The 23,136-nt window shown below is 62.0% G+C and carries 23 protein-coding genes and 1 pseudogene; 11 read left to right on the plus strand and 13 right to left on the minus strand.

Features of this window, described 5'->3' with window-relative positions; genetic code table 11:
* Window positions 1-338: 338 nt before the first annotated feature.
* The 3 genes from AACG97_RS23515 to AACG97_RS23525 form a co-directional block, all read right to left on the minus strand.
* On the minus strand, window positions 339-893 hold the full coding sequence (locus tag AACG97_RS23515; protein WP_009684297.1) for a hypothetical protein: 555 nt from the start codon (window positions 891-893) through the stop codon (window positions 339-341).
* Window positions 886-5,088, minus strand: a complete 4,203-nt coding sequence (locus tag AACG97_RS23520; RefSeq protein WP_182275426.1) for an RHS repeat-associated core domain-containing protein — start codon at window positions 5,086-5,088, stop codon at window positions 886-888. The genes AACG97_RS23515 and AACG97_RS23520 overlap by 8 nt, the downstream gene beginning before the upstream one ends.
* Window positions 5,089-5,459: 371 nt before the next feature.
* Window positions 5,460-5,930, minus strand: a complete 471-nt coding sequence (locus tag AACG97_RS23525; protein WP_009681701.1) for a phosphate-starvation-inducible protein PsiE — start codon at window positions 5,928-5,930, stop codon at window positions 5,460-5,462.
* Window positions 5,931-6,470: 540 nt separating this feature from the next.
* On the opposite strand from AACG97_RS23525, the gene AACG97_RS23530 reads away from it, so the two are divergent.
* Together AACG97_RS23530 and AACG97_RS23535 are read left to right on the plus strand one after the other, a co-directional pair.
* Window positions 6,471-6,734 (plus strand): DUF3077 domain-containing protein, encoded by a 264-nt coding sequence (locus AACG97_RS23530; RefSeq protein ID WP_009681699.1) that lies wholly within the window; start codon window positions 6,471-6,473, stop codon window positions 6,732-6,734.
* Between the two features lie 234 nt (window positions 6,735-6,968).
* On the plus strand, window positions 6,969-7,232 hold the full coding sequence (locus tag AACG97_RS23535; protein ID WP_009681698.1) for a YebG family protein: 264 nt from the start codon (window positions 6,969-6,971) through the stop codon (window positions 7,230-7,232).
* Between the two features lie 326 nt (window positions 7,233-7,558).
* On the opposite strand, the pseudogene AACG97_RS23540 reads toward AACG97_RS23535, so the two are convergent.
* A pseudogene (locus AACG97_RS23540) lies at window positions 7,559-8,576 on the minus strand (Leu/Phe/Val dehydrogenase).
* Between the two features lie 123 nt (window positions 8,577-8,699).
* Between AACG97_RS23540 and AACG97_RS23545 the strand changes: the two are divergent.
* A complete protein-coding gene (locus AACG97_RS23545; RefSeq protein ID WP_009682680.1) occupies window positions 8,700-9,506 on the plus strand; it encodes a SirB1 family protein in 807 nt (268 codons plus the stop codon).
* On the opposite strand, the gene maiA is transcribed toward AACG97_RS23545, so the two are convergent.
* The 3 genes from maiA to hmgA are packed head-to-tail and all read right to left on the minus strand — an operon-like array spanning window position 9,500 to window position 12,741.
* A complete protein-coding gene (gene maiA, locus AACG97_RS23550) occupies window positions 9,500-10,132 on the minus strand; it encodes a maleylacetoacetate isomerase (protein WP_009682679.1) in 633 nt (210 codons plus the stop codon). The two genes, AACG97_RS23545 and maiA, sit on opposite strands and share 7 nt — an antisense overlap.
* Window positions 10,133-10,143: 11 nt before the next feature.
* Window positions 10,144-11,436 carry a fumarylacetoacetase gene (gene fahA, locus AACG97_RS23555; protein ID WP_009682678.1) on the minus strand — a complete coding sequence of 431 codons (1,293 nt, stop codon included), beginning with the start codon at window positions 11,434-11,436 and terminating at the stop codon, window positions 10,144-10,146.
* A gap of 3 nt (window positions 11,437-11,439) precedes the next feature.
* On the minus strand, window positions 11,440-12,741 hold the full coding sequence (hmgA, locus tag AACG97_RS23560; RefSeq protein WP_009682677.1) for a homogentisate 1,2-dioxygenase: 1,302 nt from the start codon (window positions 12,739-12,741) through the stop codon (window positions 11,440-11,442).
* A gap of 173 nt (window positions 12,742-12,914) precedes the next feature.
* Between hmgA and AACG97_RS23565 the strand changes: the two genes are divergently transcribed.
* Window positions 12,915-13,697 (plus strand): IclR family transcriptional regulator, encoded by a 783-nt coding sequence (locus AACG97_RS23565; RefSeq protein WP_009682676.1) that lies wholly within the window; start codon window positions 12,915-12,917, stop codon window positions 13,695-13,697.
* Between the two features lie 391 nt (window positions 13,698-14,088).
* Here AACG97_RS23565 and AACG97_RS23570 read toward each other — a convergent pair whose 3' ends face one another.
* The 4 genes from AACG97_RS23570 to AACG97_RS23585 all read right to left on the minus strand — a co-directional run bounded on the left by AACG97_RS23570 (window position 14,089) and on the right by AACG97_RS23585 (window position 17,259).
* Entirely contained in the window at window positions 14,089-15,000 is a 912-nt protein-coding gene (locus tag AACG97_RS23570) for an SDR family oxidoreductase (protein ID WP_009682675.1), read from the minus strand.
* Between the two features lie 114 nt (window positions 15,001-15,114).
* Window positions 15,115-16,020, minus strand: a complete 906-nt coding sequence (locus AACG97_RS23575; protein ID WP_029886900.1) for an alpha/beta fold hydrolase — start codon at window positions 16,018-16,020, stop codon at window positions 15,115-15,117.
* A gap of 176 nt (window positions 16,021-16,196) precedes the next feature.
* Window positions 16,197-16,883 carry an LrgB family protein gene (locus tag AACG97_RS23580; RefSeq protein ID WP_009682673.1) on the minus strand — a complete coding sequence of 229 codons (687 nt, stop codon included), beginning with the start codon at window positions 16,881-16,883 and terminating at the stop codon, window positions 16,197-16,199.
* Window positions 16,873-17,259: a CidA/LrgA family protein gene (locus tag AACG97_RS23585; protein ID WP_009682672.1), complete on the minus strand. Its 387-nt coding sequence runs from the start codon at window positions 17,257-17,259 to the stop codon at window positions 16,873-16,875. Before AACG97_RS23585 ends, AACG97_RS23580 begins: the two co-directional genes overlap by 11 nt.
* A 96-nt stretch (window positions 17,260-17,355) precedes the next feature.
* On the opposite strand from AACG97_RS23585, the gene AACG97_RS23590 reads away from it, so the two are divergent.
* Entirely contained in the window at window positions 17,356-18,252 is an 897-nt protein-coding gene (locus AACG97_RS23590; protein WP_029886899.1) for a LysR family transcriptional regulator, read from the plus strand.
* Between the two features lie 69 nt (window positions 18,253-18,321).
* On the opposite strand, the gene AACG97_RS23595 is transcribed toward AACG97_RS23590, so the two are convergent.
* Window positions 18,322-18,777 (minus strand): flavodoxin, encoded by a 456-nt coding sequence (locus AACG97_RS23595; protein ID WP_009682669.1) that lies wholly within the window; start codon window positions 18,775-18,777, stop codon window positions 18,322-18,324.
* Between the two features lie 127 nt (window positions 18,778-18,904).
* On the opposite strand from AACG97_RS23595, the gene AACG97_RS23600 reads away from it, so the two are divergent.
* Both AACG97_RS23600 and AACG97_RS23605 read left to right on the plus strand, forming a co-directional pair.
* Complete coding sequence (locus AACG97_RS23600; RefSeq protein WP_009682668.1) at window positions 18,905-19,333, plus strand: PAS domain S-box protein; 429 nt, start codon at window positions 18,905-18,907, stop codon at window positions 19,331-19,333.
* Window positions 19,334-19,392: 59 nt separating this feature from the next.
* Window positions 19,393-20,010 (plus strand): hypothetical protein, encoded by a 618-nt coding sequence (locus AACG97_RS23605; protein ID WP_009682667.1) that lies wholly within the window; start codon window positions 19,393-19,395, stop codon window positions 20,008-20,010.
* Here AACG97_RS23605 and AACG97_RS23610 read toward each other — a convergent pair.
* Window positions 19,995-20,930 carry a MerR family transcriptional regulator gene (locus tag AACG97_RS23610; protein WP_029886898.1) on the minus strand — a complete coding sequence of 312 codons (936 nt, stop codon included), beginning with the start codon at window positions 20,928-20,930 and terminating at the stop codon, window positions 19,995-19,997. The genes AACG97_RS23605 and AACG97_RS23610 overlap by 16 nt on opposite strands.
* Window positions 20,931-21,145: 215 nt before the next feature.
* On the opposite strand from AACG97_RS23610, the gene AACG97_RS23615 reads away from it, so the two are divergent.
* From AACG97_RS23615 to AACG97_RS23630, 4 genes are read left to right on the plus strand one after another with little or no spacing between them, the layout of a single operon-like run.
* On the plus strand, window positions 21,146-21,706 hold the full coding sequence (locus AACG97_RS23615; RefSeq protein ID WP_009682664.1) for an antibiotic biosynthesis monooxygenase: 561 nt from the start codon (window positions 21,146-21,148) through the stop codon (window positions 21,704-21,706).
* Between the two features lie 33 nt (window positions 21,707-21,739).
* Window positions 21,740-22,477: a dihydromonapterin reductase gene (gene folM / locus AACG97_RS23620; protein WP_009682663.1), complete on the plus strand. Its 738-nt coding sequence runs from the start codon at window positions 21,740-21,742 to the stop codon at window positions 22,475-22,477.
* A gap of 8 nt (window positions 22,478-22,485) precedes the next feature.
* On the plus strand, window positions 22,486-22,782 hold the full coding sequence (locus tag AACG97_RS23625) for a DUF1244 domain-containing protein (protein ID WP_009682662.1): 297 nt from the start codon (window positions 22,486-22,488) through the stop codon (window positions 22,780-22,782).
* A complete protein-coding gene (locus tag AACG97_RS23630; RefSeq protein WP_009682661.1) occupies window positions 22,775-23,116 on the plus strand; it encodes a HopJ type III effector protein in 342 nt (113 codons plus the stop codon). Before AACG97_RS23625 ends, AACG97_RS23630 begins: the two co-directional genes overlap by 8 nt.
* Window positions 23,117-23,136 lie beyond the last annotated feature (20 nt).

Raw genomic sequence — 23,136 nt, forward strand, 5'->3', positions numbered from 1 at the left:
CGTTCCCACCGCTTCGTTGTCCATCACGCACTTTATATCGGTTAGACTATCCAGCGGGTTGTCGTACTGCAGATGCACGCGGAGCCCGCCGGTGGCGCCGATGTCAGTCAATGTTCCGTCGATGTTCGAGTGAAGTGCAGGAAGTGGTCGCCCTTGGTGCACAAAAGTATACCTGCTTGTAAGGGTTGTACATGCCGACATATGCCGTAAAAATACTGGATCCGCCAACACTATGGCAAAGCCAGCCCAATACTTAACTGTTAAAGATCACGCCACCAGACTCCCACAACAAAAACTTATGGAGAAAGTAAATTTCGAAAAACCTGAAGACAAAATGTCTAATCCTTAAACTGCACCCCGCGAATCGCGTTATTTTCAAAAATAGACTTGACGCGAGCGGTCACAACAATGATCGGGCTTTCTTCTTCAGCCCTAACGACATCACTAGAAAGTATTGCCTCATCGTCCAATACTATCTTACTGAAGCATCTAGGGCCATCTGGCATGTAACTAAGCAATGGCTCGCTAATGGACTCCTTCAAGTTAAAAGCTGGCGATTTATCAATCACATTTAACACTTTGTAGCCAGTATAGGCAACCTCACCTATCAGTAGATCCGCATCCACGAACTGAACACCAGAAATTCCTTCTGCCTTCATTAATTCGTAGAGCCTAGGCGAAATCAAATTCGGGCCGTCACTGTAAAAAAAATCATAGCTCAAGAGTTTTGAGAAGCTGACCCTTTTTGATGCCTCGAAGCAGACCTTTATATCCTTGCTTACAGCCACACCCTCTTTAAATACCCCAGATTCCTCACCCGACAACATCTTTATCTTCAGCCAGTAACTCTCGGGGTAATCTTCTGAAATAGAAAGTATAAAGTTTTTAGCCACAAGTTGCCCCTCTTACAGAGTTTTTATTCAGCATCGTTTTACCTGCGCGCAGCCCCTTTCTCTCATCAACCATGACTCCGTGAATAGCCTTTTGGTAATCCGCTTTAGACCAGCCGTTTTTTTTGCCGTATTCATGAATAATATCCAGCTTCCTCTCTACATTTGAAGTATATTGCGCATGAGACCCACGGTGCACCGTCCGCACAGGATGGTTCTTTTCATACTTTGGCAAATAAATAATATTGGATAATTTATGTATATTAACCTCCCCAACCTGCATTGCCGCATGATTAGACAATTGTTGCGGGATAATATGATGCTTCTGAAAACCATCTATCGCAGGCATCGTATTATAGGTAAGCCACCCAAAAGGATCCAACCAACTAACAGGATTCGGCGCATATTGATATAAATTTATTCCGCCTAACATGCCTATCGGATCATGCGATATGTATTTACCGACTCCCGGATCGTAGTAGCGGAACGTGTTATAGTGCAATTCCGTTTCGATATCCAAGTACTGGCCTTGAAAGCGCAGGTGCTGATCGACCTCATTGATGGGCAGACTCTCTATTGCACCCCATGAGCGATACGACGCCTGCCAAACGATCCTGCCATCTCTATCCGTCAGTTCCAACGGTGTACCAATCTGGTCAGTATGGAAGTAATAAAGCTTCTGCGCTTCCCCTTCAGCCTGATCAACCCGCGCCAACGGCGCATAGCTACCCGGTTCATACAGGTACAAGCTGTTCTGCCCAGGCGTCTCTTCCCGCAGCATCCTCAGCCCTTGCCAAAGAAAGCGCTTGTGCTCGACTTCACCATTGATCTCAGCCCGCTTGGCCACCCGCCGCCCAAGGCTGTCGTAACGGTACTCGCCTCGGCTTGCCAGCTTGCCATTGACCAACGTCTCCGCCCGCACCAGCCGGTTCTCGCAGTCATAGATAAAGTGCTGCAGCTTGCTGTGCCCCGAGCGTTTCTCGACCAGGTTGCCCCACGGGTCGTAGCGGTACTCCTGATCCCGCCACTGTTTGATGCGGTTGTCCTTGACCTTGGCAAACTGCCGCGCATTGAAGTCCAACCGGTTGGCTGCCGGGTCGTAGCGGAACTCCTCACTGCCGATCAGCGAGCCGGTATCGCGACTGCGCAACTGGCCATTGGCTTCATACTCGTACTTGATCTCGCCACGCAGCTTGTCCAGCGTACGTACCAGTTCACCGGCCGGGTCGTACTGGTAACGGCGGTGGATCGGGTTGTAGGCGTGCTCGACCAGCAAAGAGGTATTGATGCCGGTGTTGTGCACCTGCGAGAGCTTGTCGGCCGGCAAGGTCGAGGCAAACTGCCAGGCCTTGCGCCCCATGGCGTCATAACCGAAGCAACTGGTGAGCTTGCCCTGGGTGCGGTACACCTCGCGGTGCAGGTCATCGCGCTCCATGTCGCTGATGACCTGGCCGTCCACGTTCAACTGGTGCAGGTGACCGCTGCCGTAGTACAGGTGGTTGACCTTGCGGCCATCTGGCAGAGTCAGCGTGGTCAGGTTACTGAGCGGGTCGTACTCATAGCCCAGCGTCCCGTCGGGCGTGATTTCCTGCGTCAGCCGGCCCAGCAGGTCATAGGCGTACTTGAGCTTTTCTTCCGTGATACCAAACTTCTTGCTTGTCCCAGTTGGTTGCCGCTCGATGCTCAGCAACCGGTCGCCATCGTCATAAGCGAATGTCTGCGTTGCATCGCTGTTGATCTTGGCGATCAAGCGGCCAATGGCATCACGCTCGAACAGCGTATGGCGCTCGGGCCGTTCGGCATTCTCGCCATAGCCAATCTCATCCAGTCGCGTCAGATGGCCACCGACGTTGTAGCTGAAACGCCGGGTCAGGTTATCTACCCGCACCTCTTCAATCAGCCGGTCCGACACGTCGTAGGCAAAGCTGTAGGTCGCGTTGTTCTCGTTGACCAGCGACGTCAGTCGCAAGGCCTTGTCATAGCCGTAGCGAACCATCTCTCCTTTCGGGTCCTGACGGTTACTGGGCAAACCACGGGAAGTGCGCAGCAGGCGGGTGGTCTGGCCTTTGCCATCGGTGTGGCTGAGCACCTGGCCAAGGCCGTTGTAAGTGAAGGTTTCCGTGGTGCCGTCCGGGTGGCTGATACGCAGCACTTCGCCGTCGGGCTTGCGCTCCAGTGTGGTGGTCTGATTCAGCGCGTTCGTTACCGCGACCAGGTGCTGGCGCTCGTCATAGCGGTAGTACGTGCTCTTGCCCGAGCAGTCCTGGTAACGCTCGACCTGGGCCAGGGTGTTCCACCACAGGTACTTGGACTTGTAGGTCGCATCGATGATCGTGTGCGGCAGGCCGTCATCGCTGTTCAGGTACTCGGTCATCTGGCCGAGGGCATCGAATTCGGCGAGCAGGTTGCCCTTGTCGTCGTAGCGCGCTCGCCAGGTGCTGCCGTCCGGGTAGCTGACCTGGGTCACCAGTGTAGTCAGGTGGTGATATTCGTAGGTGGTCTTGCGGCCCAGCGGGTCGGCCTCTTCGAGCAAGCGGGAGAACTCGTCGTACTTGAATTGCAGGCGGTTACCGTCCGGCAAGGTCAGGCCAACCATATTACCGTTTTCGTCCAGCTCGATGGCGTAACGCTCGCCACCATAATCGCGACTGGCGACCACGCGGTGGTCGGCGTTGTACTGCACTTCCAGTTCCCGGCCAAGCACATCGGTGGCCCAGCTGGTGCGGGCGTCGAGGTCGTAGCGGAAATGGTAGTGCTCGCCATCGCTGGTCCAGTGCTCGACCACACGCGGTTTGCCGCCGAGGGTTTCCCAGCGGTAGTGGCAGCCCAGGCCCAAGGCGTTGCTGTGGGTCACCATCAGGCCTTCGACATAGCTGAAACTGCGCACGCTGTCGCCGTTGCGGTTGCGCACCGCGCTCAGCTGGCCATGCTCGTCGTAACGGTACTGGGTGAGCGTTTCGACCGCATGGTTGTCCACCACGCGCTTGATATCGGTCAGGCGGCCCAGCGGGTGGTCGTAGTGCAAGTGCACGCGGGTGCCGCCGGTGGCGCTGATGTCGGTCAGGGTACCGTCAGGCGTGCGGGTGAAGTGGAGGAAGTGGCCGAGGACGTTCTCGATACGCTGCAGCGGCACTTCGGTGTTGGTGTCTGGCACTTCACCGAAGTAGAAGAACAGGTTGTCGAGGGTCTGCAGGATGTAGTGGCCGCCCTCGGTGCACACCAGGTACACCTGCTCGTGCGGGTTGTAGATCCGCTCACCCGGTTGCAGGGTCACGAAGGGGATTTCGCGGCCCTGGTTGTCGGTGAGGTAGATGAAACTGCCGCTGCGACGCAGACTCTGTTCCCACGGTAGTATCCAGCCGCGGCCGAGCACGCTGTCGACGGTCAGGTCGCTGGCGTAGAAGCGCGACCACTCGATCGGCATCAGGCCCGGCAGGCTGAAGTCGATTTCATCGGGGATCAGCTTGCGGCCCGTCGTGAGGTCGACGGGGTTGCCGACCAGGCCACCGATGGCTCTGCGCGCCACGGGTTCGACCACGTAGCGGCTGGCCACCTCACCTGCGATGAAGCCTGCGGTGAACTTCAGGGCGCAAGGCATGATGGCTTTCATGCCGGCTTGGGTGCCGACCTTGATCAATTGGGCGATCATGCCGGCGGCACCGGCGACGGCCATCAACGTATCCACTGTGGTGCGTAGCCATTCAGGGACTTCGTCGTCCACCGGCAGGTAACGGTAAGTGCCGCCGCCGATGTAGACATTGTTCGAACCACCGGAAATGGTCGCGCCGCAAGTCAGCTTGTCGCCCTTGCGCGCGGCCGCCACGCCATTGATGAAGACGTTGGTCGAGCCCTCGGCGATCTGCACCTGGCCGGGGTGCTTGCTGCAAGCGCCCAGGCTCTTTTCGACGCGGGCGGCCTTGCGGCTGTTGATGAAGACGTTGGGCGAGGCAGTCAGTATCGTCCCTGAGGGGGATGAAAACAGGCCGCCAAACGCCTCGCCGGCAGCGGTCAGCAAGCTGCCGCCAACCCCCGCCGCGAGACCTGCCAGCAAAGCTACGCCGAACCCGCAGGTGAAGGTGGCAAAGGCCACGGTGGCCACGCTGGCCACCAGTGCGATACCCAGAGCGGCCCCCAGCAGGAAACCGCCCAATGCGCCGGTGTGTGAAATATCGTCGCCGAACCTGGCTGCTTCGAACATGAGGGATTACTCCTGTTCGCCAGGTACGGAACGGCTTGCGATAGCGTCAAGACGCGCCATGACCATCAGCATCTCCCTGTAAACGCTCGGCATGAATCAAGTCATGTGCCGGGTTACCCTCCTTGAGAGCTGCTGAGTTAATAGGCTTGTGCGCCATGGTGTCAACCGTGCGCAGGCCACGCCCTCCGTGGGTTACAGCCCAGGGAGGGCAATATCAAAAAGCCATAACCCAGGGATTTTCTGGGTTTGGACAACAGGGTGCCATACGTTGGCGTGATGCGCGTTCTTTGGATTTTCAGAGGCGTCTGTAAGAAAAAGCCGCAGCTTTCCGCGACCTGCGGTGTTGTGCTGCTCACCTATGCCGCTGAGGCCTACTTGCCCTCTTCCACTTGCTTGCCGTTGGCATCCAGCACCTTGGTCGAGGGGTAGCGGTACGAGGCGTAGCGCACCACCAGGATCGAGAACGCCAGCAGCAGAATGCCCCCGCACAGGTACAGCAGCCCTTCATCCGGCGCCTTGTGGTGCGAAACATCGCCGATCAGCAGGCGGGTGAGCGCGGTGATTGCCACGTACAAGAGGAAGCGGATGGGCATGTGGTTGGTCTTGAAGTAGATCCCGACCATGGCCCCCAGCTCCAGGTAGATAAACAGCAGCAGGATGTCATCGACGCTGATCCCGCCCTTGCCGAGCATGTCCAGGAAGGTGACCACCGCCGCATAGGCGGTGATGGCGCCGATGCCGAACAGGGCAAGGTAATGGAAGGCTTCGACGCACAGGTTGCCCAGCGAGTCGGCCGAGCCGTGCAGGCCCTTGCGCAGTTTTTCTGCCCATTTGATGTTCACGATGTTTCATTCCCCACTACGACTTTCAAGGATGATGCGCCACGGGTGTGACGTTTCTGCCATGCAGTTAAAGGGCCAAGCCCCTGCCATGGGAAGGCGGCCGATTGCCGCAAGGCACTTTGTGGCATGGCAAGCTGCAGAAAATGAAATGGCATTGCGCCAGCAGAAAATCAGATTTAAGCCCTTCCTTGTAGGGCATTTCCCAAAGATACTCCCTGCCATTGTGGTGTTCGGTGGTGCGCACTAGTCTCGGGCGGTCGTTGCCAATCAACGACCGGCTTTGACAGGCCGCCCTGAACTAACCACATGGCTTAGCCGTTATGGCAGCTGTCATGGGGCACCTCGTGTGCGCCGGCTTTTGGTTCTGTTCACCGGTCTGTCAACCCATGTACAGCTGCCGCCTTGATGTTTGACAGCAGAAGGTGGTGGCCCCAATTTTGAACAGGCCTACATCATGCTGAGAGTTATCCCCGATCCGCCCCGCTACATCCATTCCCTCGAATACACCCTGATTCCAAAGGCACATCAGGGGACTGACCAATGACCACAGAAGACACCCAGTTCACCGTCGGCAAGACCACTTTCTACCAGGGCGAAAACGGCACCCACCCGCTATTCCGCATCGAGCCCGGTATCCCGTGCAGGGATGCCCGCGAACAGTCTTCGGAGTTGATGGGGTATGTGCGCGAATTGACCATCACCGGGTTGATGGATGGGAAGCCGATGATGATATGGGCTGCGCATTACTTGAGTGCGATGGCCAAGGCGCTGATGGATGATGCCGAGCTGGGGATGAAGCAGTGAGGGTTTGGCTCTAGGTTGCAGGAGGGCTGGCAGGGGGTTGCCGCAGCATTTTCAGCGCCTGGGAGATCGAGCGCCGCCCGCGCGGCGCTCGATCTCACAGGCGATAAAGATGTTGTGCCGGACGCCCCCGCAAAACACCCCACTGCAATTTCTGCTTGCGAACCAACCCACACTGCCATTACTGTATATAGATACAGTAAATTGCAAACCAGTAAAAAGGCATAGAGGTGATGAATGGCCGTCGAAGTGGTGTACCGCAGCAGCCGCGACCCGGAGCGCTTGTTCATGGATAAGGCAGAAGCCGACCGTCACGACAAAATGCTCGAACTGGCAGAGCGCCTGGCTGAAGTGCTGCATAAGGCAGTGCCATCGCTGACCGAGCAGCAGGTTGAAGAAGCCGGTATCTACATGGCCAAGAATCGCGATGTGTTCGCCCGGGCGTTCAAGAGCCAGCCGGATGCGTTGGCCGAGTTGCTCGACGGGCAATCCGCCGAGTGATTACCTGCACCGGCCTCATCGCTGGCAAGCCAGCTCCCACAGGTACCGCAAATCTTGAGAATTGTGAGAAATCTGTGGGGATTTCCACAGGTACGCACAAGTCTTGAAGGTTGTGGGGTATCTGTGGGAGATTCTATGGTTCCTGGCAAGGGTAGCCGCTGCATCTTCAGTGCCTGTGAGATCGAGCGCCGCCCGCGCGGCGCATCGCGAGCTGCGCTCGCTCTAACAGGCGCTGCATACCTTGTGGCAAACACCTGTCAGCCCTGATGCGATCCCCGTGGGCTCGCTTGCCAGCGATGAGGCCGGTGCATGCAACACAAACCCCGTCAGCCATACAACAACCGCTCCGCCAACATCTGCGCCACCCGCGCCGGCGAGCGTTTCTCTGCTTGGGCATGGCCGAACACTTCGGTCAGCCGCGATGGTATGCGTGCCAGGTGCGAGGTGATGGTGCCCAGGTCTTCGCCACGGTGGGTGAGCGCCACGTAAATCAAGCCACCGGCATTGATCACATAATCGGGCGCATACAGTATCCCGCGGGTCTCCAGCTGGTCAGCCACCTGCAAGGTGGTCAGCTGGTTGTTCGCCGCCCCCGCCACTGCCGCGCAGCGCAGTTGCATCACGCTCTGCCCGTTCAGCACCGGCCCCACACCGCACGGGGCAAAGATGTCGCAGGGGGTGCTGATCAACGCATCGTGGGTCACCGGGTGGGCATCGAGCTGCTCAACAGCCAGCCGTACCCGCCCTGTGTCCAGGTCACTCACCAACAGTTCCGCCCCCGCCGCATGCAGTTGTTCGGCCAGGGCGTAGCCAACATTACCCAGCCCTTGCACCGCTACCCGCAGGCCTTCGAAGTTGTAGCTGCCCAAGCGGGCATAGGACGTGGCGCGGATGCCGGCGAATACCCCCATTGCCGCATGCGGTGAGGGATCACCCGAGGCCGTGGTACTGGTCACATGCGGCGTGCTCTGGGCGATGCAGTCCATGTCCAGGGTCGAGGTGCCTGTCCACGGCAATGATGAAACGCCCTTGCAAGGTATCGACGAAGCGGCCGAAGGCCTCGAACAAAGCTGCGCGGTTTTCCACATGCGGGTTGCGCAAGATCACCGCCTTGCCGCCCCCAACGGGCAAGCCCGCCAGTGCCGCTTTGTAGCTCATGCCCTGGGCCAGGCGAATCGCGTCGGCCATGGCGCTTTCGTCATCGGCGTACGGCAGGTAGCGGCAGCCACCCAGCGCCGGCCCCAACTGCTGGCTGTGGATCGCCACCACCGCTTTCAGGCCCGTGGGCGGGTCGGTGAACAAGTGCAGTGACTGGGTACGGGTGCTTTGCATCAGCGCGAACATCGACAGGCTCCCCAACAGGTGCTGCACCCAGTATAAGCCCGGCCTCATGTTTGCAGCCGCCGGCAGACCACTGGACGAAACCCCGCACGGCAGCTAATACTCAAGCGAGTGTGGAGAAGCCCCATGAACCCACGTCAAGCCTGCCTGGCCTGCCTGGAACGCGAGCCCGTCGCCCTGCTGGAAGCCGCATTGTGGGTTGCCGCCGAGCACGACCCTAACGTCGCGCCTGCCGCCAGCCTTGCCACCGTGCACGACCTGCAGCGCGAAATCAGTGCCCACCTGCCCATGCTACCGTTGAGTGAACTGGCACAGCCTCTGCTGCGTCAACTGAATGCACTGGGGTTTGTGCAAGACGAATACCTGCCGTTGCGGCCACATGCCGCCATGCTGGACAAGGTGCTGCAACGCCGCCGAGGCCAACCGCTGGCCCTGGCCATCCTCGCCCTCGAGCTGGCCAGGCGTTTGTGCATACCGCTGGAGGGCGTGGGTTTTCCCGGGCACTTCCTGTTGCGCGTGCCGGGTGCCGACCACCTGCTCGACCCCTGTGGCGGCAGGCGCCTGTACCCCAGCGACTGTCGCGAGCTGCTGGCACGCCAGTTTGGCCCCGACCTCCCGCTGACGGCAGAGCACCTGCGCACCGCCAGCGCGCAGCAGATGCTGCAGCGCCTGTCGCGCAACCTGCGCCAACTGCATATCAGCAATGACAACCACCTGGCGGCGTTGATCGACGCCGAACGGGTCATGCGATTAGGGCCGGTGCAGGTCGCGGACTACATGACCCGCGCCTCGCTTTACCAACACCTGGACTGCCCCCAAGCCGAACGCTACGACCTGGAGCATGCCCTGCTGCTGACGGAAGACCCGGTCCAGCGCCTGAAGCTGTGCGAGCGCATCGGCAAGCTTCCGGCGACGAACCGCTCACTTCACTGAGCCGGGGTGTCCGGCTGCCGGGCCGGGTGGGCCTGGGCGAATGCCGGGTGCGCGGCTGCCAGTGCGGCAACCCGTTGAATGCGCGGGCAACCGCCAAGGTCGACAGCGAAACGCTCAGCCGCGTACAACTGCGGAATCAGGTACACATCGGCCAGGCCCGGGGTATCGCCAAAACAGAAACCCTCATCGCCAATCAACTGTTCCACGGCCGCCAGCCCCTGGCTGATCCAGTGTGCGATCCAGTCGTTCACCTGGCCCTCGTCCTGACCGCCCTGGCGCAGCCGGTTCAGCACGCTGACATTGTGCAGCGGGTGAATGTCGCAACCGATGATCGCCGCCACACCGCGCACCTTGGCCCGCCGCTCGGCATTGGCCGGCAGCAGGGCGGGCTGTGGGTACACCTCTTCCAGGTACTCGATGATCGCCGGCGACTGCACCAGCACTTCACCGCCGTCATTGCGCAAGGCTGGCACGCGGCCCTGCGGGTTGACGGCCCTGTAGCCGGCGCCACGCTGTTCACCTTGCAGCAGGTTCACCGGCAAGGCCTGGTAGGCCAGGCCCTTGAGTGCCAGCGCGATGCGCACCCGGTACGACGAGGTGGAACGGTAATAGGTGTACAGCTCCATGCCCTGCCCCCTCAGTTGGCCGCGACGACCGTGCCACGGCATTCGCCGAAGCCGATGCTGGCCACGCCGTCACGCTGGCAGCGGGCGCGCAGGATGATCTCGTCACCGTCTTCGAGGAACTTGCGCACCTCGCCACTGGCCAGCTCCACCGGCAGTTTGCCGCCTTCGGTGATTTCCAGCAGGCTGCCGTACGAGCCAGGGGTGGCACCGGAGAGGGTGCCCGAGCCGAACAGGTCGCCCGGCTGCAACTGGCAGCCGTTGACGCTGTGGTGGGCAACCAGTTGGGCCACGGTCCAGTACATGCTGCGGGTGTTGCTCAAGGTCAGGCGGTGCGGGGCAAGGCCCTGCTCACGCATGCGCGCGGTCAGCAACAGCACTTCCAGCTCGATATCGAACGCGCCCGCAGCCTGGTCGCGCTCGTCCAGCAGGTACGGCAGTGGCTGCGGGTCGCCTTGCGGCCGGGCCGGCTGGGCGCAGCGGAACGGCGCCAGCGCCTCGGCGGTGACCACCCACGGCGAAATACTGGTAATGAAGCTTTTCGACAAGAACGGCCCCAGCGGCTGATATTCCCAGGCCTGGATGTCGCGCGCCGACCAGTCGTTGAGCAGGCACAGGCCGGCCACGTGTTCGGCAGCATCACCTACCGCAATCGCTTCACCCATGGCGTTGCCCTGGCCTACCCAGATACCCAGTTCCAGTTCGTAGTCCAGGCGCGCACAGGGGCCAAAGCTGGGCTCGGTGTGCCCGGCCGGCAAGGTCTGCCCCTTTGGCCGGCGCACCTCGGTACCCGAGGGGCGGATGGTCGAGGCACGGCCGTGATAACCGATCGGCACGTACTTGTAGTTGGGCAGCAACGGGTTGTCGGGGCGGAACAGCTTGCCGACGTTCTTGGCGTGCTCGATACCCACGTAGAAGTCGGTGTAGTCACCGATCTGCGCCGGTACGTGCAACTGGCAGTCGCCGGCGTGGAGCAGGGCCGGCTTCAGTGCCGCCTGGTGTTCGCTGTGTTCACCCAGCAATGCCTGCAAGCGTTCGCGCAGGGCCAACCGCGCGCTGCACCCCAATGCGAAGAATGCGTTCAGTGCCCCACCCTGGGTCGCCTCGACGGCAGCCTTGGCTGCGCCGTCGAACAGGCCGGCGGCCAGCACCGCCTCCAGGTCGAGGATTGCGTCGCCAATGGCCACGCCACAGCGCTTGGCTTCACCTGGCCGGCTGAAGATGCCCATTGGCAGGTTCTGCAGCGGGAAGTCGCTGTGCCCGTTGGCGTGCTCGACCCAGCTACGGGCAATGGCAGTGTGGTTCATGGGTTATCTCCGGTTCGGGTTGAAGGTGCTCGGCAAGGTGGCCCAGCAACTATCGTAGTCGGCCTGCAATTGCGGGCATTGCAGCGCTTGCACGCTCGGGCGCAGCACCTGGCTGGTCTCGAACATGAACGCCATGGTGTTGTCGACCTTGTGCGGGGCCAACTCGGCGGCAATGGCTTTTTCGCAGGTTTCGGCATCGGGCCCGTGGGCGCTCATCACCCCGTGCAACGACGCCCCACCCGGCAGAAAGCCCTCGGCCTTGGCATCGTAGGCACCCTGGATCAGGCCCATGAACTCGTTCATCAGGTTGCGGTGGAACCACGGTGGGCGGAAGGTGTTCTCGGCCACCATCCAGCGCGGCGGGAAGATCACGAAGTCCATGTTGGCCAGGCCATGCACGCTGGTCGGCGACGTCAGCACGGTGAAGATCGACGGGTCCGGGTGGTCGAAACTGACCGTACCCAACGTGTTGAAGCGGCGCAGGTCGTACTTGTACGGCACGTTGCTGCCATGCCAGGCAACCACGTCCAGCGGCGAATGCTGAAGTTCGCAGGCCCAGTGCTCACCCAGAAACTTCTGGACAAGCTGCTGCGGGCCGGTGGTTTCTTCGTAGTGCGCCACCGGGGTGAGGAAATCCCGCGGGTTGGCCAGGCCATTGCTGCCGATCGGGCCCAGGTCCGGGAGGCGCAAGGGGGCGCCGTGGTTTTCGGCGATGTAGCCGCGGGCCTGGCCGTCGAGCAACTCGACACGGAACTTCATGCCACGCGGGATCACCGCAATCTCCAGCGGCTCGACCTGCAGCACGCCCAGCTCGGTGGCAATGCGCAGGCGACCCTGTTCCGGCACCAGCAACAGTTCGCCATCGGCGTTGAAGAACACCCGTTCCATGGAGCGGTTGGCGCGGTAGATGTAGATGCTCACGCCGCTCGGTTTGTCTGCCGTGGCGTTGGCCACCATCGGCAGCCAGCCTTCGATGAAGTCGGTGGGTTCGGCGGGAATCGGCTGGGGGCCCCAGCGCAGGCGATTGGGGTTGATGCCCCCCAGCGGGCCCTGTAGCGGTTGGCGCGCCAGGCGCTCGAAACGTGGGTGCAAGGCAGACGGGCGGATACGGTACAACCAGGTCCGCCGCAGCTCGCTGCGGGCCATGGTGAACGCCGTGCCGGACAGCAGTTCGGCGTACAGCCCGTAGGGCGCCTGCTGCGGCGAGTTCTGCCCGACCGGCAAGGCACCGGGCAGCGCTTCGCTGGCAAACTCGTTGCCGAAGCCGCTGAGGTAGTGAAGGTCGGGTGATGGATCGCGATTCATCGGTGCCTCCGGGCTCTGGCCGAGCCGTTGCGGGCAGTTGGCTGCAGGCCCTGGGGTGGGCGGCAGCGGGTCTGCATTGTTTTTATCGTAATCAGATTACGAATAACGTAATTTGCCCCGCGCATGGCGTCAAGCTATAAAGGCCCGACTGAAGAATCCGGAAGCAGCTGTCCATGGCCAAAGCCAGTACCACCGCCGACAACGGCAAGCAGAAAGTCCGCTCTGCGGAGGTCGGCACCGACATCCTCAAGGCCTTGGCTGAATTGGCCCCTTCCACCTCGTTGTCACGCCTGGCCGAGCATGTGCAGATGCCGGCGAGCAAGGTGCACCGCTACCTGCAGGCATTGATCGCCAGCGGGTTTGCCGAACAGGATGCTGCCACCAACCATTACGGCCTGGGGCGTGAGGCATTGCGGGTGGGGCTGGCGGCGCTGGGCAGCATCGATGTGCTGAAAATTGCTGCACTGCCCCTGTCGCAACTGCGCGACGAACTGAACGAAAGCTGCTTCATCGCCGTGTGGGGTAACCAGGGCGCGACCGTGGTCAGCATCGAGCCCGCGGTGCGGGCGGTGACCGTGGTGACGCAGATCGGTTCGGTGCTGCCGCTGCTCAGCTCATCGACCGGGTTGGTGTTCGCTGCCTACCTGCCCGAGCGGGAAACGGTAGACCTGCGTGACCGTGAACTGGCCGCCCTGCAGCACTCTGCCGACGATTATCAAGCGCTACTGGCCGGCATACGCGAACGTGGCCTGCACCATGTACACGGTTTGTTGATGCCGGGCGTGGATGCATTGTCGGCCCCGGTATTCAATGCCCTGGGGCAGGTTGCGGCGGTGATGACCGTGGTCGGGCCTACATCGATCTTCCATGCCGACGAGCATGGCCCGGCGGCACAGCGGTTGCTGGCGGCAACGCGGGAAACCAGCTGGCGAATGGGCTACTCGCCCGCGGCTTGAACAGTTGCGCAACTGTTGCCCGAAACGTAAAGGTGAATGTCATAAGCGGCTATTTTTCCTACGGGATCAAGCGCTTATTCTTTACTCACTGGCCGGCATGAAGGGCTCTCCCCCCCGCCTTTCAGGCCTGCGAGGTGCACTGACGTAGATTTTGAAGCTCCTTGATCTAACGTCTCGATTGGCCGCTGCGGCTTGCAGCGGCTTTTTTTTTTGCGCTGAATAATGACGCCCGCGGACATCGGCAAAGCCTCAGGGCCACGCGACACCTGTAGGAGCGGCCTTGCGTCGCGAACGGGCTGCGAAGCAGCCCCTGCAATTTAGCCGCCAACGCTGAAATCCTGTGGCCGCTTCGCGCCCCTTTCGCGACGCAAGGCCGCTCCTTACAATGGCCTTACAACGGGTATTTCTGCAGGTTGGCCATCATCTGCTGCAGCGCCTGCAAGCTGTCCTGCGGGTGCACTGCCCCTTCGAAATCACCAATGTGCTCCCACTGCTGCGCGACCTGCTCGGGCGTAAAGCCTTCGCGCGGGTCGAAACCCACCCCCAGGCTACGCTCCCAGCGCACCTTGCCGATCCAGCCCCCGCCCACCTCGAACAGCTCGCCGCTGCCCTGGCACTGTTCGCTGCCCAGGTACACCACCAAGGGGCTGACCAACTCCGGCTTGAGCCGTTCGAACACCTGCGGGGGAATCAGCCCTTCCGTCATGCGCGTACCGCCGGTTGGGGCAATGGCGTTGACCAGGATACCGTGCTTGCGCCCTTCGATGGCCAAGGTCCGGGTAAGCCCGTACAGGCCCAGCTTGGCCATGCCGTAATTGGCCTGGCCAAAATTACCGTAGATACCAGAGGTGGATGCCGTGAATATCACCCGCCCCCAGTTCTGCTCACGCAGGTGTGGCCAGGCCGCGCGGGTAACTTTGTAGGCGCCTTCGACATGCACCTGGTAAACCTGCTCCCAGTCGCTGTCGTCCATCTTGTGGAAGGTCTTGTCACGCAGGATGCCGGCGTTGTTCACCACGACATCGACGCGGCCATAGCTGTCCAGGGCCTGCTCGACAATGCGGGCACCCTGGCTGACCGAGTCATGGTTGGCAACCGCACTGCCCCCGGCGGCGCGAATCTCCTGCACCACCCGATCAGCAGCGCTGGCGCTGGCGCCCTCCCCGTGGGTGGAACCGCCGAGGTCGTTGACCACCACCTTGGCCCCGCGCGCGGCGAACAGCAGCGCGTGGGCACGGCCCAGGCCGCCACCGGCGCCGGTAACGATCACCACACGATCTTGCAGAAGTACAGGCTCGCTCATGCCAAGGGCTCCAGGCAGGTTCAGGTCAGCCGAGTGTCTGCCGCCGGCGGCAAGCAGACAATCAAGCTCACGCAGGCTGAATGCCTGGTAATAACGCCGAGCCATGAGGCCCGCTCAGGACCACGCCACTTTCGCCTGGCAAAAGCTCAGCGGTTGCTCACGAAAGGCCAGGTAATGCCGCAGCACCTGCACCGGCGCCTCGGTGTGCGGGTAGTGGCCTATACCCTGCAGTTGCACGGTGTCTGGCTGTGGCACCAGTTGCCGGTAACGCTCAAGCATGTGCGCGCCGGACAATGGGTCGACCATGCCGTTGATCAGCCGCATGGGCACACCTGGGCACTGCATGGCCGCAACCCAGCGCTCACGGTGCAGGCGGCGCTCCAGCAGGTAGCCCACCAGTTTATGCAGCACGCGCGTACCGCGGTTGGCGGCGATCAGGCTCCAGAAATCGTCCAGGGCACTTTCGCTCGGGTGGGTGCAGGGGCCATGGACCTGGGTCATGTTGCGCACCAGGTCGTCACGCCCGAAGGAGCGACCCACCAGCCAGCCGAAGCGGCTCAGCAGCAACTTCTGGATCAGCAGCAGGTGACAGCTTTCGGCGAACAGGCCACTGTTGAGAAATACGCAGCTGGCTACCTCGGCGCGCTGCTCATGGTGCCGCGCCAGCAACTCCTGAGCGACGCTGCCGCCATAGTCGTGAGCCAGCAGGTGCACCGGTTGGTCCACCTGCAAGTGGGCGAGCAGCGCCTGCTGCAGGTCGGCTTGCTCGATCAGGCTGTAGGCGTGGTCCACCGGTTTGGCCGAATCGCCAAAACCGAGCATGTCGCAGGCAATCACCCGAAAGCGTTGCGTCAAAGGCCCCCACAGGTAATGCCAGTCCCAACTGGCGGTGGGGAAGCCGTGTAAAAGAAGCAGGGGCTCTCCTTGCCCTGCGGTCCAGTAGCGGATGCTCTGGCCCCGGAATGTGAAGCTCTGTCCCCGGGTACGCCAGACGCACAATGGAATTTCGGCCAAAGGCATCAGAAGTAACCCGGTTAAGTGGTGTGGACTGGATAGGGCAAGGCTGCGGTCATTGCATGTCACCTCGGCACTTTCATGTGCTCTCTATGTCGAGGGTGAGTCTAGCCAGCCCTACCAGGGGTGGAACTTGCGTTGCCAGCCAGCTTGATGACTGAGCGAGTCAGTGGCACGAACGGTCAGAGCAACATGGCCAGCAGCGGTGCTGCGAACAGGTTCAGCAGTCCGGTCAGGACCATGACCAGGCCGGCCACCGAGCCTTCCTCGCGGCCCACTTCCTGGGCCCGGCTGACCCCGGCGCCGTGCGCGCCCACGCCGAACAATGCCCCCCGGGCCAACGGCGTGCGCAGCGGCAACCAACGCAGCAGCACGCCACCGAACATGGCACCGAGCACCCCGGTGAACATCACGAACACCGCCGTCAGCTCGGGCACACCGCCCAGGTCATGGGCCAAGGGCATGGCAAAGGGCGTGGTGATGGAACGCGGCACCAGCGACAGGCTGGTCGCATTGTCCAGCGCCAGCAGGTGCGCCAACCCCCAGGAACTGGCGATGGACGCACTGCTGCCCGCCAGCATGCCGACCAGCAAGGCCGGCCAATGCCGGGCAAGCATGGCCCGCTGCTGCCAGATCGGCACGGCAAAGGCCACGGTCACCGGGCCGAGCACGCCCATCAGCCAGTGGGTATTGCGCGCGTACTCGGCATAGGCGGTGTGCAGCGGCACAGCCACCGCCAGCAGCAACACCGGCACCAGAATCAGCGGCGACAGCAGGTAGCGCTTGCTGCGCCGGTACAGCCAGCGGCTGCCCAGGTAAGCCAGCAACGTCAGCGCCAGCCAGAACAACGGCATGGGTTCAAGGCTCATGGCGCATGCTCCAGCGGCACACAAGTTCGACGGTCAGGGCCGTCACCACCATCACCATCAGCGTGCTCACGGCGATCACCAGCAGGATGCGCCAGCCCTCGTCCCGGATCAGCGCGCCATAGTCCAGCAGGCTCATCAGTGCAGGAATGAAGAACAGCAGCATTTCGGCCATCAACCAACCGGCGCCGAGTTGGAGCATGGCTGGCTTCAGTGCCCCCACGGCGAACAACAGCAACAACAACGCCAGGCCCATGACCCCGCCGGGAATAGGCCAGCCCAGCCAAGTGGCCAGCTGGCCACCGAGTGCAAACAGGGCATACAGGGTCGCCAGCTCGGCAAGCAGGCGCAGCAGTTTTTTCAGTAACGCGGGTTTCATGGCGGTGTTCCTCGACAGGCCCTCATTTTAAGTTTTGGCTGCCTAGGCCAGAAGCGAATTGTTAGACTGGCTACCATTCCATAATGGAATTGGCACATGGAATTCAAACAGCTGCGCAGCTTCATCGAAGTGGTGCACCGAGGCGGCTTTACCCAAGCCGCACAGACCCTGCACATCAGTCAGTCGGCCGTCAGCAAGCAAGTGGCGCAGCTTGAGCAAGATGTGGGCCAGCCGCTGCTGGAACGCCAGGCATCACACCTGCACCTGACCGCCGCCGGGCGCATCGTGCTTGAGCGCGGCGAGGCCCTGCTGCGCCAACGCCAGGCGCTGCTCAACGAATTGGACGATCTGAGCCAGATGGAGCGTGGCGAACTGCGCCTGGGCTTGCCGATGCTGGGCAGCGATGCGCTGTTCGCCGGTTTGTTCGCCGAATACCGGCGGCGCCACCCGAACATCGCCATCCAGCTAGTTGAGGGTGGCAGCCGTAGCATCGAGCAGGCCGTCAGAAGTGGCGAGCTGGAGCTCGGTGGCAGCCTTACGCCCAGCGACGACGGGTTCGAATACCAGCCATTCTGCAATGAGCCGCTGGATGCCCTGCTACCGGCGGGGCATGCGTTGGCAGGCCTGGGCGGGGTGCACCTGAAGCAATTGGCCGCAACGCCGTTCCTGCTCTACCAGCGCAGTTTCGTGCTCAATGACCGTTTGGTGAAAGCCTGCCAGCAGCAGGGCTTCACCCCGACGGAAGGCGGGCGCAGTGGCCAGGCGGATTTCCTGGCAGCGTTGGTCGCGGCAGGCCAGGGCGTGGTGCTGCTGCCCCGGGTGGTGGCAAAAGCCCTGGAACGCCCTGGTGTGGTGCGTATGCCCCTGCGCTCACCGGGGGACCTGCGCTGGGACATTGCCTTCATCTGGCGGCGTGGCGCGTATTTGTCGCGGGCCGCGCAAGCGTGGTTGGCGCTGCTGCGCGAGTGGCCGGTACCCGGCAGCGAGGCATGAATCGGGATCTGGCTGGCAGGTCTGCCCGGACACTCCCTGCGGCAGGCCCATAATTGCTAAACCTGACCGTCAGCCTTTCAAGGCATCAGCCAACTCGGCCAGCCACGGCTCGGCATCCGTTTCCGGGGTCACCGTCTCGCTGGCATCCAGTTGCAGCATCGGCTGCACCTCGCGCACGCCCAGCTCGGCAAACAGCTCGCGCAGCTGTTCGCCACCCCCGCAGTAGGTATCGCCATAGCTGGAATCGCCCAGCGCAATCACTGCACCCGGCAGGCCACGGAAGGCCGCTGGCAGGCTGTCACGCAGGCTGCTGTACAAGGGCATCAGGTTGTCCGGCAGCTCACCCATACCGGTAGTCGATGTCACGGCCAGCAGGGCCTGCGGGGCAAAACCTTCAAGGTCCTGCAAAGTGGCCCGTGCGGCGTGCCAGGCTTGGTAGCCGGCGGCCTTGAGCTTCGTTTCTGCATGACGGGCGACTTCTTCGGCGGTGCCATAGACCGATCCGGAAATAATGGCGACTTTCATCGGGTAGAGGATTCCGAAACTGAGTGAAAACGTAGGATACTAGCATTCAGCGCTGGCAAAAGGCCGCCTCTGCCAAAGCCGCCTGCTACAGCGCGTCCGTTTTTACTGCCTGCCGCATGGCCTGAACATGATCAACGCAAAACTGCTGCAATCGATGGTCGACGCATCCCATGACGGGATCGTGGTTGCCGAACAGGAAGGCGACGACACCATCCTCATTTACGTCAACGCCGCGTTCGAACGCCTGACCGGCTACAGCCGGGACGAAATACTCTACCAGGATTGCCGCTTCCTGCAGGCTGACGACCGTGACCAGCTCGCGCGTGCGCGCATTCGCAAAGCCTTGGCCGAACGCCGCCCGTGCCGGGAAGTGATGCGCAACTACCGCAAGGATGGCACTGCCTTCTGGAACGAGCTGTCGATCACGGCGGTAAGGAACGACGCCGAGCGACGTACCTACTTCATCGGCATTCAGAAGGACGTCACCCGCCAGGTGGAAATGGAGCGAGAGCTGGCCGAACTGCGCGCTCGTCTGAAAGCCGACGAACGCACCTGAACCAAGCCCCCCGGTTACGGTCAACTACGTTGAAGAAATCGCCACCACCGAGTTCGATCATGCAAGCAGACGCCCTTCTTACCCAGGACGAGCTGGATTTCATTCAGAGCATGCAGCATTCGCCCAACCTGAACCTGGCCGACTCGATGTCGAGCCTGCAGGTCAATGGCGACCGCCGTATCCAGAGCTTGCTCACCCGCCTGGTGGCCAATGAACAAGTGACCTTGCAGGCGCAATTCAACAACCAGCAAATCAGCTTCCCGCTGCAATTGGTGGAAGACGAATTCCACGCTTTGCACCTGCAAGTCGGCTCCCCGGAAATCTACGAGGACGGCCCCATGCTGCGGCCATGGCGCCTGTCGCTGGAGCAGCCCAGCGCCCTGCTCGACGGCCATGGCGCGCCTGGCGGGCTGTGGGTACGGGAAATTTCCTTCAAAGGCGTGCTGGTGGAGCTGCGTGGCCTGCCAAGCGCGCCGGCACGTTTCGACCTGCGCTTCGCCCCCGGCAACATCCAGCCGATCGAACTGCAGGGTGTGCTGGGCCGGCGTATTGGCCCGGACCTGGCAGCGTACGACCTTGGCCAAAGCCCAGCGGAAGAAATCGAACGCCTGCGCGACTACATCCTGCAGGCCCATTGCCGCGCCCACCCCGAACTGCACACTCAGGTGTCCAGCTGACCTGCCAGGCACTGGCGCAGACGCTGACGCATCACCCCGCCCTGTGCCCCCAGGCAAACCAGGGGGCTACCCGCCAGGCCGCCGCTGGCCTGGTCCGTTGCCTCTCCCGCCAGCAATAACGCGCAGCCCAGCACCGACGCCAGCCGCTTCAGATAGCGGCTGACCTCTGCAGTGAGCGGCTGGTGGGAAAACAGCACGAGGGCGTCTGGTTTCATGCGTTCGCAGACCAGCGCCAGCTCTTGCAGGGGCTGCCCACACACCAACGGCGTCACGCCAACCTCGTCACTGCCCAGCAGCAGGCTGGTGACCAGCAGTTCAAGCTCATGGCATTGCCCCGGCAAGGGCACCAGCAGCACGTTGTGGCGACGCGGCGCGGCCGCCAGCTGCAAACGCGTGAACACCCGCCCGCGCAAAAACTGGTCAAAAAACAGCCACTCGCTGGTCTGGCCGTAGCCGCCATGGCGCACGGCCAGGTCGTGCCACACCGGCATGAAAACCTCAGCGAAAACCTGATCGAGCGTGCTGGCGGCAAACACCTCCTCATAAAGGCGGCCCAGCCCTGGCAGGTCAAAGCGTTGCACTGCCAAGCGCACCTGCTGCTGCCAGCCTAGCGAGCTGTCCACTGCGCGCGTGGCCTGCCCGGCAAGCGCCTGGCTGCGGGCAAGGATGCTGCCCACCTTGCTGACCGCCACGCCGCGCTCCAGCCAGCCGAGGATACTGCGGATATCGTCGACGTCCCCCTGGGAATACAGGCGGTGGCCGCTGTCGGTGCGGATGGGCTGGATCAGACCGTAACGGCGCTCCCAGGCGCGCAGGGTCACCGCATTGACGCCAGTCAGGCGGGAGACTTCACGGATCGGAAACAGCACTTGCTGCTCGAAGCTCGCATCGCCCCCCGGCTTGCGTCCCAGTTCGCTCATCTGCACGGCATCCTGTGTGCTGGAATAGAGGGCCTAGTCTACTACGACAGCGCCGGGCACAGGTTGCGACCATTTGCCGGCTGACAGTTGCCACACAGCACAACTGCGCGATAATCCGCGCCCGATTCTTGCATGTCTGCCTGCGTTGCCCACCACCCCGGGCCACGCAGCCAAGGGGCCGGCTACCCGCCAGCCCCGTTGCCAGGAGATACACAATGTCTACCCCACCCGTTACCCTGATGGTGTCGCGCCGCGCCGCACATGGCCGCTACCAGGACCTGTTGGCCTGGCTGCATGAGGGCGAACAGCTGGCCACTGACTTCCCCGGCTACCTGGGCTCGGGCATTCTCGCCCCACCCCACGATGGCGACGAGTTCCAGATCATTTTCCGCTTCAGCGATGAGCCCACCCTGCATGCCTGGGAGCATTCGGCCTCACGGCGGGCCTGGTTGCAGCGCGGCAATGGCCTGTTCGAGCGCCCCAAAGAGGCGCGCGTCAGTGGCATTGACGACTGGTTTGGCGCCAGTGCGGTGCAGAAACCGCCGCGCTGGAAACAGGCCGTGGCCATCTGGCTGGCGTTCTTCCCGGTGTCGTTGGCGTTCAACACGGCGTTCGGCCACTGGCTGGCCGCACTCGACCTGGTACCACGGGTACTGCTCAGCACCCTGGCCCTCACGCCACTGATGGTGTACCTGTTCATCCCGTTGTCCACCCGCCTGCTGGCCGGTTGGCTACAGCCCTCTTCGGCCACCGCGGGCGCCCTGCGCAGCCGCTGAGGCCAGGCCGTACAACGGGCAAACAGTTCGGGTATGCTGGGCGGCAACCACAGGACAGACAAGTTGACCGCCCCGAACATGAACAGCCCAATTCTCGTTACCGGAGCCAGCCAGCGCGTCGGGCTGGCCCTGGCCCTTGAACTGGCACAGGCCGGCCATACGGTGGTCAGTGCCAGCCGTACCGTACAGCCACAGGCGGCCCACCCGAACATCGTGCAGTTCCAGGCAGACCTGTGCCGGGCAGACGACCGCCAGGCGCTGATCGACTACCTGGTCGAGCATTACGACGGCCTGCGCGCCATCATCCATAACGCGTCGTTGTGGCTGGACGATGGCCTGGACAACCTCGAGACCATGTTCCGCCTGCATGTAGAGGCGCCCTACCACCTCAACCTGGCCTTGGGCGAAATGCTGGCCAAGCAGGACAAGGCCGACATCATTCACATCTGCGACGAAACCTCCTCGCGCGGCAGCAAGAGCCACATTGGCTATGCCGCCACCAAGGCTGCGCTGCAGAACATGGTGCTGTCGTTCGCTGAAAAATATGCGCCCAAGGTGCATGTGAACGGTATCCTTCCCGGGCTGCTGATCCTCAAGGAAGGGGGTGACGAAGCCTACCGCCAGCACACCTTGAAAAAGGCCCTGCTGGAGTTCGAACCCGGCGCCGGGCCACTGATCGAGACGGTCAAGTACCTGCTCGCCAGCCAGTACAGCACCGGCAGCCAGGTGGTCATCAATGGTGGCCGCCACCTGAAGAATCGCATGACGTGAGAGCCCACATGACCCCACAGCAACAGCTTGAACTCGAAGCCGCCGCGTTCCGGCGCCTGGTCGACCATTTGCAGAAACGCACCGACGTGCAGAACATCGACCTGATGAACCTGTCCGGCTTCTGCCGCAACTGCCTGTCCAAGTGGTACAAGGCTGCGGCTGACGAGCGTGAGCTCGACCTGAGCCTGGATGACGCCCGCGAAGCGGTGTACGGCATGCCTTATGCCCAGTGGAAAGCCCAATACCAGAAAGAAGCCAGCGCCGAGCAGCAAGCGGCGTTCGAAAAAGGAAAACCTCGTGACTGATCTAGATACCCTGCGCGCCAGCCTGGCCAGCGGCCAACATGCCTTTGCCGACACCCTGGCGTTCATTGCCGAGCACTACAGCTATCAGCCGCAGGCGTTCAACAATGGGGGTGTCGAGAATGCCGCCGGGCAGAACGAAGGTTCGTGCAAAACCTTGGGCCTGGCAGTGCTTGAAGGGCTGAGCGATCAGGAAGCGTTGCTGGCTTTCGGCGAGCACTACCGGGATGTGCTGGCCACGCCTGAGGGCAGTGACCATGGCAATATCCGGGCGCTGATCAAGCACGGCCTGGCCGGTGTGACGTTCGCTGCGCCGCCACTGTCGCGCAAGGCTTGAGATTGCCGGGGCTGCTTTGC

Source organism: Pseudomonas sp. Nvir, assembly GCF_963778085.1.
GTDB classification, from domain to species: Bacteria; Pseudomonadota; Gammaproteobacteria; order Pseudomonadales; family Pseudomonadaceae; genus Aquipseudomonas; species Aquipseudomonas juntendi.